9 protein-coding genes, 1 tRNA gene and 1 pseudogene are annotated in these 7,313 nt (G+C 62.7%); 5 read left to right on the top strand and 6 right to left on the bottom strand.

The window, feature by feature from the left end:
• The 3 genes from E3O11_RS17800 to E3O11_RS16680 all read left to right on the top strand — a co-directional run.
• A partial coding sequence (locus E3O11_RS17800; protein WP_166787618.1) for an HNH endonuclease signature motif containing protein occupies positions 1–452 on the top strand: 452 nt, incomplete at its 5' end.
• Between the two features lie 31 nt (positions 453–483).
• Complete coding sequence (locus tag E3O11_RS16685) at positions 484–2,016, top strand: plasmid pRiA4b ORF-3 family protein (protein WP_092453212.1); 1,533 nt, start codon at positions 484–486, stop codon at positions 2,014–2,016.
• Positions 2,017–2,380: 364 nt separating this feature from the next.
• Entirely contained in the window at positions 2,381–2,950 is a 570-nt protein-coding gene (locus E3O11_RS16680; protein WP_092453210.1) for a hypothetical protein, read from the top strand.
• On the opposite strand, the gene E3O11_RS16675 is transcribed toward E3O11_RS16680, so the two are convergent.
• The 3 genes from E3O11_RS16675 to E3O11_RS17795 form a co-directional block, all read right to left on the bottom strand.
• Positions 2,886–3,335, bottom strand: a complete 450-nt coding sequence (locus tag E3O11_RS16675; RefSeq protein ID WP_092453207.1) for a DUF1294 domain-containing protein — start codon at positions 3,333–3,335, stop codon at positions 2,886–2,888. The genes E3O11_RS16680 and E3O11_RS16675 overlap by 65 nt on opposite strands.
• A 53-nt stretch (positions 3,336–3,388) precedes the next feature.
• Positions 3,389–4,126, bottom strand: coding sequence for a flavodoxin family protein (locus E3O11_RS16670; protein ID WP_092453204.1), 738 nt, complete (start codon positions 4,124–4,126; stop codon positions 3,389–3,391).
• A 124-nt stretch (positions 4,127–4,250) separates the two neighbouring features.
• Positions 4,251–4,394, bottom strand: a complete 144-nt coding sequence (locus E3O11_RS17795) for a hypothetical protein (RefSeq protein WP_158251555.1) — start codon at positions 4,392–4,394, stop codon at positions 4,251–4,253.
• Here E3O11_RS17795 and E3O11_RS16665 point away from each other — a divergent pair.
• Positions 4,393–4,596, top strand: a complete 204-nt coding sequence (locus E3O11_RS16665) for a hypothetical protein (RefSeq protein ID WP_092453201.1) — start codon at positions 4,393–4,395, stop codon at positions 4,594–4,596. The genes E3O11_RS17795 and E3O11_RS16665 overlap by 2 nt on opposite strands.
• Before the next feature lie 137 nt (positions 4,597–4,733).
• On the opposite strand, the gene E3O11_RS17790 is transcribed toward E3O11_RS16665, so the two are convergent.
• Positions 4,734–4,898 (bottom strand): hypothetical protein, encoded by a 165-nt coding sequence (locus tag E3O11_RS17790; protein WP_158251556.1) that lies wholly within the window; start codon positions 4,896–4,898, stop codon positions 4,734–4,736.
• A 373-nt stretch (positions 4,899–5,271) separates the two neighbouring features.
• Here E3O11_RS17790 and E3O11_RS16660 point away from each other — a divergent pair.
• Positions 5,272–5,344 (top strand) — tRNA-Arg (locus E3O11_RS16660).
• A gap of 319 nt (positions 5,345–5,663) precedes the next feature.
• Here E3O11_RS16660 and E3O11_RS17785 read toward each other — a convergent pair.
• Both E3O11_RS17785 and E3O11_RS16655 read right to left on the bottom strand, forming a co-directional pair.
• Positions 5,664–5,858 (bottom strand): site-specific integrase, encoded by a 195-nt coding sequence (locus E3O11_RS17785; RefSeq protein WP_104131630.1) that lies wholly within the window; start codon positions 5,856–5,858, stop codon positions 5,664–5,666.
• 69 nt (positions 5,859–5,927) lie between these two features.
• Positions 5,928–7,177 (bottom strand): annotated as a pseudogene (locus E3O11_RS16655) (IS3 family transposase).
• Between the last annotated feature and the right edge of the window lie 136 nt (positions 7,178–7,313).

Below are 7,313 nucleotides of genomic sequence, written 5' to 3'. Positions count from 1 at the left end.
GCGTCCTCACTCACCCGCACACCGGCATCGTCCTCGACGTCAGCTCCACCCCGTTCCGCGTGCCGGCGGCGCTGAAGAAATACCTGCGCCTACGCGATGGAACCTGCCGCTTCCCCGGCTGCAACCGCTCCGCCGGCCACTCCGACCTCGACCACACCATAGATAAACAATTCGGCGGCCCCACCACCGCCACCAACCTCCACTCCCTCTCGCCCGCCCACCACAACCTGAAGCACTTCTCCGATTGGAAAGCCACCGCGGATCCCGACGGCACCGTCCACTGGACCAGCCCCGCCGGCAAACACTACGCCACCGACCCCGCCACCCGCATCCGTCCGCACCTGCAGCAAACCGAAACGCCACCACCGGCACCATCCCCACCAGACGAACCCCTGAGTGACCCCTGGAACACCACCTGGAACACCGACGGGACCAACCCCCAACCGTTTTAGGGTCCTGAGCAAGTTCAAATATCCTGTCGATATGACGACACCGCCCAACCATGACGAGAGTTCCGAGAACGTGACCGACTTCGCTGACTTCAAGGCGCGGTTTGACGCCTTCACGGCCGGCTCGGGTTCGCCCGACGACTCAGCCCTTGCGTTCGTGGATGCACCGCTCAAGCCGCTCCCACTGCTGACACCACCTGACACTCCGGTTCTGTTCCGCCTCCGCGTCGACCTCGCCGATTCACACCCGCCGATCTGGCGGCGACTCACGTTGCCGTCGAACCTGACCCTCGACGTTCTGCACGACGTGCTGCAGACCGCGTTCGGCTGGACCAACAGCCACTTGCACCGATTCGCGCTCGCCACAGACCGCCACAGTCACGAGACGCAGGGGATCCTCACCCCTTACGACGTTGAGGAGGGCGACGAGGGCGTGCTGGAAAGCGAGCTGCGTCTCGATCAGCTCTTGGCGAAGAAGAATGACTGGCTCCGCTATACCTATGATTTCGGTGACGACTGGGACCACACCATCAAACTTGAAGACGTCCTGCCGCAGCAGGCGGTGACGGATGCCGCCGTGCGCTGTGTCGACGGTCGCCGCCGGGGGCCGGTCGAAGACGTGGGCGGGATTTACGGCTGGGAACACCTTCTTGCCGTGGCTGCGGGAACGACGCCACCTGACTACCCGGAGCAACGGGAGATCGCCTTCGAGATGGGCTTGCACCGGTTCGTCGACGAGATCGATCTCGCCGAAATCAACCGGGGTCTGGAACGGCTGGCGGGGTCGGACGCCGCACTCGGCTGGCTGCGCCGCCACACTTCCTCGGGCGGCACGCCTTCCAAGCTGGACATCCTCTTCGCGGGAGTGAGTCCGGACGCGCAGCGTCACCTCGCTGGCTACCTCGCGTCCGCAGACGTGGTGGAGCCGACGCCGATCGATGAGGCCGAGGCCGCGACGGCCACCGCGGTGATCCGGACATTCCTGGGGAACGTGGGCGGCGGAATCCGTTTGACCAGTGCCGGGTATCTCCCTCCCGCGCGCGTCCGGGCGCTGATGGAAGAGCTCGATACAGAGAAGATCTGGCGGGGCGAGGCGAACCGGGAGTTGCAAACCTACCCGCTGCTGTTTCTGCGGGAGACGGCTGCGCAGCTCGGCTTGGTGCGCAAATTCCGGGGCGACCTGCTGCTGACCATGCGGGGTGCGCAGCTGCGCGATGCTCCGGTGGAGCTGTGGCATTACCTCGCGGCCCGCCTTCCGCTCGAGCGCAGTGATGACGGCCGGGACAGCGCATTGCTCCTCCTGATGCTCGTGGCCGCCGGTGAAGCCCGCTCTTGGGATCGCCTCCGCGAGTCGCTCGATCTGCTCACCTCAATGGTGGGCTGGACTTTTGGCGGGCGAGGGCGCTACGGCAACGACTCCGCGCTAAGCGACGCGTCAGACACCCGACGGGTGCTCGGCTGGGCTGGAACGGGCAGCCTGCTTCCGCCGAGCGGGTCGGTCTCGCACGGACTCGAAACGGATGCCGCACGGCAGCTTGCGCGTGCCGCGCTCACCCGCTGGACGTGAGCCCGAGATTCTCGCGAATGGACCTGCTCAACACCGTCTGGAACGACCCAGCCCGGCCAGGAGGAGCGTTGCAAGGCTGAGGGCGACACTCATGCCTAACCGGATTCCCATGCGTTCACCGCACTCCACCGCACGCATCGCCCTTTCGTTCAGGGTGAATGACGGCCCCACGCATCGGTGTGCGGCTCACGTCAGCACCGAGGACATCGACCAGATGGACGGTAGGACTCACACAATCCGCGCACGGCACGGACCAGTTCCTTCGATAAAATGGAAGTCACCTGCACGAGGAAGTGGTGGCGCAATCATTTGGAACCGGTCCCGGCGTCGTGCTGACGCTCACGCGAACGTCAGAGAACCCGACGTGAACGCTGAGCTGCCCGACCTCGAACGCACCGTCGATGAGGGCCTGCTGATCGCGGTGTCGGCCGTGCGCATGGCGGTGAAGAACGACATCATCGTTGGCGCGCTCCGCGAGCACGACGACTACGACGCCGCGCGGTACGCCGCCGATGCCCGCAGTGAGCTGCGCCACCTGGCCCGGCAAAACGAGGAGTACGCCCGGCGGGTCAGCCGGATGAGCAAGGACCTCGCGTCAATGAAATGGCGGCTGAGCCTGACCGACGACCAACGACACGACCTCAAGCAGTTCGCCCTGCGCTTGCGGGTGCACGAGCGGCTGGCTCTGGCCCTCGACGCCGTGGCCGATGATGACGACCAGGTGGGACGCATCGTTGCGAGTGCTCAACGGTCGGCGAGTGAAGAGGTCAGCTCGGCCGTCTCATCGAAGCTCATCGAACTGGCCGTCGATCAACGTGAACCCGACTACGCCGAGCATCGTAACGAGCGCCTGGAAGCGTTTGTGCTGATCAACCTGGCCATTTTGAAGGCCAAGCACGAGGCTGAAACCGGGGAAGAATACAACGAATACTGAACAGCTGGCCGAGCACTTCGTCGAATGCCGGTGAGCTCAGTGTGACGAACAGCCCAACGTTGACGACGACCGTGAGCCAGAACGCGCGGCGAAAACGCGTCTTCTGCGTCTTGTGCCGAACAATTTGCTGTGCCACGATTGCGCCCGGCCAACCGCCGACCAATCCCCAGAGCAGAAGCGTTCGCTCCGATACCCGCCGGCGTGCGGTGCGGGCCCGGCGTTTGTCCACGAGGTAGAGCACGAAGCAGACCAGGCTCGCCGCCAGATACAGACCGGCCACCCACAGCGGCAGCGACCAGTACCAGCCGACGCCCAGGCAGACCACCGCGAAGCCGGCAATCGCGAGATAGCTGCCGCGGTCCCGGCGAGAGCAGGCGTCAACCATGACCTCATTTTACCAACCCGGTTTCCGGAACTATCGAGTTTTCGAATTGACGGCTACCGATATTCCGGATTCGGTTCAAATCCGAAGCGTTCGCCGCTGTCCCAGTCCTGGCGCAGGTTGCCGTACGCCGGGATGCCGCCGTTCTGCTTCAGGATCGAGGCGAGGTGCATGAGGTTCCAGCTCATGAACGTTGTGTTGCGGTTGGTGAAGTCGTTCTGCGGACCGCCAGACCCCTCGTCGAGGTAACTCGGGCCTGGACCGATTTCGCCGATCCAGCCGGAATCGGCGGCGGGCGGAATCGAATAGCCAATGTGCTGCAGGCTGTAGAGCAGGTTCGACGTGCAGTGTTTCACGCCGTCTTCGTTGCCGGTGATGATGGCGCCGCCGACCTTGCCATAGAAGATGTACTGGCCCTTCTCGTTGAATTCGCCCGAGTGGGCGTAGAGTCGTTCCACGATGCGTTTGGTCACCGAGCCGTTGTCGCCGAGCCAGATCGGCCCGGCCAGCACGAGAATGTCGGCGGCCTGCACCGCCTCGAACAGGGACGGCCAGGCATCCGTTGGCCAGCCGTGTTCGGTCATGTCCGGGTAAACTCCGGTGGCAATGTCATGGTCGATGGCGCGAATCAGGTTGACCTGCACGCCCTGCTCCCGCATGATTCGAGCGCTGAGATCGACGATGCCCTGGGTGTTGCTCACCTCGGGACTGCGTTTCAGGGTGCAATTGATGAAGATGGCGCGCAGGTCGGAGTAGTCAAAGGCTGCCGTGTCGGCGCGGCTGGTTTCATTCACCCAATGAGTAAATCACCCGGCCGAGGCCGATAACAGGGGTTGACTTTACCGTCGATGGCGCGCAACAGCCGGCGCTGCGACCTGAAAGCCGAAGCGCCCGGCTGATATCAGCGGATGCTGCCCGCTACTGGGTCAGTAGCCCGCGTCGTCCCGCCGCGCGTCGCAGGACCAGGCCGAGACCGGCCAGGTCCAGCAGCAGGATCAGGACCAAGAGGGGCAACGCGTTGGTCCCAGCACTGTCCAGAGTCGAGCCGAAGAGCGGTGTCATGTTCAACGCTGCGGGCGAGGAGTTGCCGGTGCTCACCGAGGCTGCATCGGTGCCGCGAAACAAGACCAATGTCGAGGCAGCCGGAATTGTGCTGGTTGTTGAGAACGGTTTGCTGGCTGAGGAATCACCGAATATTCTCCCGGCACTGTCGCTGAGTGTGATCGTTGCGGACACGTCGCTGATGATCTGGCTGCCTAGATGATTCAGCCGGCTCCGGGCATGCCGTGTGCCTCGGCGGCGTTGGCCGCGCAGATGCCGATGAGCGAGAGGCTCCCGACGGAAGATCGGATGCCGCGCCGGTCGTGTGGCCACCGCCGGAGTTGAGGCTGGATCATGTAACTACGGCAGAGTGACGTGCGCGACAGGAGCGGCGACCGCAGCCACGATGGGCGTTACCGGCGCAGCGCCGGGAAACGCGACGACGTTGCCCGCCACGCTGTCTATCTCGGTGGGAAGCCCGGAAAGCAGCGCTGTCGCGATCGAGGTGAGGCGCGGGTGCGGCATCCGCTGTATCGCCGGAGCCTGGCGACAGAGCGCCGAGCAGCAGGGTGACAGCGGCGCACAGCAAGGCGACGCCGGTGCGAAGCAGGGCCAGTCGCAGGATGTGCCCACGCAGTACCGAAATTATTTCGTCCATGAGACACACCCACCCTTATGGGAGATAGAGACTTCGGTAATTACTTTCTTATTTGAGAAGCGCCAACGAATCGGTGTCATCCCCAGAAATCTCAAAACGCGATGACCGCTTAAAAGGCGTTAAAAACTCCAAAAGGGTGTCTCGTGCGTGGCCGGGCATGCCTTCGCGGCGCGGGGAGGTCTCGATAGCTGGTATAGTTTTCAAGTGATCTCGGGGCGTTAAAGTTCGCGGAATCGACATGCGCTCGTAGCTCAACGGATAGAGCATCTGACTACGGATCAGAAGGTTGGGGGTTCGAATCCCTTCGGGCGCACAGATAAACCCCGTCTCATCAGACTTTTAGCCTGGTGGACGGGGTTTTCTCGTTGGGTAAGGTCCCGCTATTGTCCCGCTTTGAATAACGTAGCCAGTGCGTCGCGGGCCCCCGTCACTGACTTCGGGCAACTGATATAACTCTCCTTGGTCAGCGTGTCACTGGCATGCCCGGGCAAATCGGCCGCTGTTTGCGAGCCCTTATCCTCGCTAGTCACTGTGGCGGCAGTTTTGCGCAGCTCGTGCGTGACGAGTCCAGACATTTCGGCGGTCGCGCAAACGAATCGCCAGGCACGCGCAACATTCTTCGGGCTGTACGCCTAGCCGCTCGACGTGGAGAAGATTAGTTCGCCGCTGCGCGGCAACGTGAGGAGTCTGTCCGCAATCCAGTCCGGCACATCGACGGTGCGGCGCGAGCGAGGTGTCTTCGTCTTGCCTTGGTGCCGAGCGTTGGGGCCGCCATCGAAACTCTTGGGCAACTGAATAACTGTTCCGCTGACAGTGATTTGGGTCACCCCGCACCAGAGTCACATCCAGTATCTCTGTGTTGTTTCCCGCTCCTGAGTGTTGAACCGTCCCGGGTTTCATGCCGCCGTTTTGTTGGCGGCTTCGATATTTATCGGGCCGTTTGTTTCAGCGTCGTAGTTGCGTTCATATTCTTCGGGCGGCATGTTCCCGAGTGCGCTGTGCAGGCGCCGATTGTTGTACCAATCCAGCCAGTCGAAGGTGAGCTTTTCGACGTCAGCGAGGGTCTTCAATGGGCCCGCCACGAATGGTGAGGTCTTTGCCACGGCCTCGTTCTTGTAAAGCCCCATGACCGTCTCCGCGGCCGCGTTATCGTAGGCGTCGCCGATGGTTCCGCTCGAGGCGACGAGGCCTTCCAGAGCGACAGTCTCGGTGAATTTAATCGATGTGTATTGAGATCCGGCATCGCTGTGATGTATCAAACCGGGCCGTACGGCGTGGCCGGCATGGTCGCGACGCCAGAGCGCCATATTCAAACAGACCTCAACGAACGGTGTGTCTTTGACCGTTGACGCATGCCAGCCCACGATCGCTCGCGAGTACAGGTCGATGGCGAATGCCACGTAGACGAAGCCGCCCCACGTTGGGACATACGTGAGGTCCGTGACCCAGGAGTGGTTCGGCCGGGGTGCACTGAAGTTTCGTTTGAGTAGGTCAGGGGCTTGAGGTGAGTCCTTGCCGGTCGAGGCCGACGCCCGGGGTTTCCGGCCCCGGACGAGGCCGTTCATGCCCTCGAGGCGCATCAAGCGGTCGAACGTGTGCTTCGAAACGCCGGTGAACTCACCCTGGCGGAGCCACGCCGTCATCTTCCGCCGCCCATAGAGAATCTCGGGCTGCTGACGTCCGTGGGCGTCTAGTGCTTTCAACGCTTTGAGCCGGTCGACAAGGACCCCGTCACTCTGAACTCGCGCCGCGGCGGCGCGAATCTTCCATGCCCGATACGTGCTGTGAAGTGACAGCGACGCCCTGCTCGCGCAGGACGCCGCACGTCAACTCGACTCCATGGCCGTTCGCCTTCATCTGGACGATGAAAGCGACTAGGGACGGTTGCGAGGGTCGAGCTCCCTGAGCTCAAGAAAGACGCGGCTGCTTTGAGGATGTCGTTCGTCTCGCGCAGGTCACGGTTCTCGCGCTTGAGTCGTTTGATTTCCTCGAGCTCCTCACTCGTGGGCCTGGTGCGTTCGCCGGCGTCGGCCTGCGCCTGGGTGACCCATTTCCGGAGCGTCTCGGCGCCGATGTTGAGCTTGGGGGCCAGGTCACGGCACGCGGCCCACATTGACGGGTAATCCTTCAAACGATCAAGAGTCATGCGGACCGCTCGTTCGCGAACCTCTGTTTGGCCTTGACCCCGTTGTGTGGACACCTCACAAGAGAGAATGTTCACTATGGCAAGATCACGTCGGGACTTCACCCCTGAGTACAAAGACGAGGCCGTGAAGCTGGTC

Source organism: Cryobacterium levicorallinum, from assembly GCF_004402405.1.
Taxonomy (GTDB): Bacteria; Actinomycetota; Actinomycetes; order Actinomycetales; family Microbacteriaceae; genus Cryobacterium; species Cryobacterium levicorallinum.
Note: the sequence above shows the minus strand (reverse complement) of the source record. Positions and strands in the feature narration are given on the sequence as shown.

Excerpts from the sequence above, each read along its gene's own strand:
- E3O11_RS17790 (WP_158251556.1), bottom strand. The coding sequence starts at position 4,898 with ATGCCGCACCCGCGCCTCACCTCGATCGCGACAGCGCTGCTTTCCGGG.
- E3O11_RS16685 (WP_092453212.1), top strand. The coding sequence starts at position 484 with ATGACGACACCGCCCAACCATGACGAGAGTTCCGAGAACGTGACCGAC.
- E3O11_RS16665 (WP_092453201.1), top strand. The coding sequence starts at position 4,393 with ATGTTCAACGCTGCGGGCGAGGAGTTGCCGGTGCTCACCGAGGCTGCA.
- E3O11_RS17795 (WP_158251555.1), bottom strand. The coding sequence starts at position 4,394 with ATGACACCGCTCTTCGGCTCGACTCTGGACAGTGCTGGGACCAACGCG.
- E3O11_RS16675 (WP_092453207.1), bottom strand. The coding sequence starts at position 3,335 with ATGGTTGACGCCTGCTCTCGCCGGGACCGCGGCAGCTATCTCGCGATT.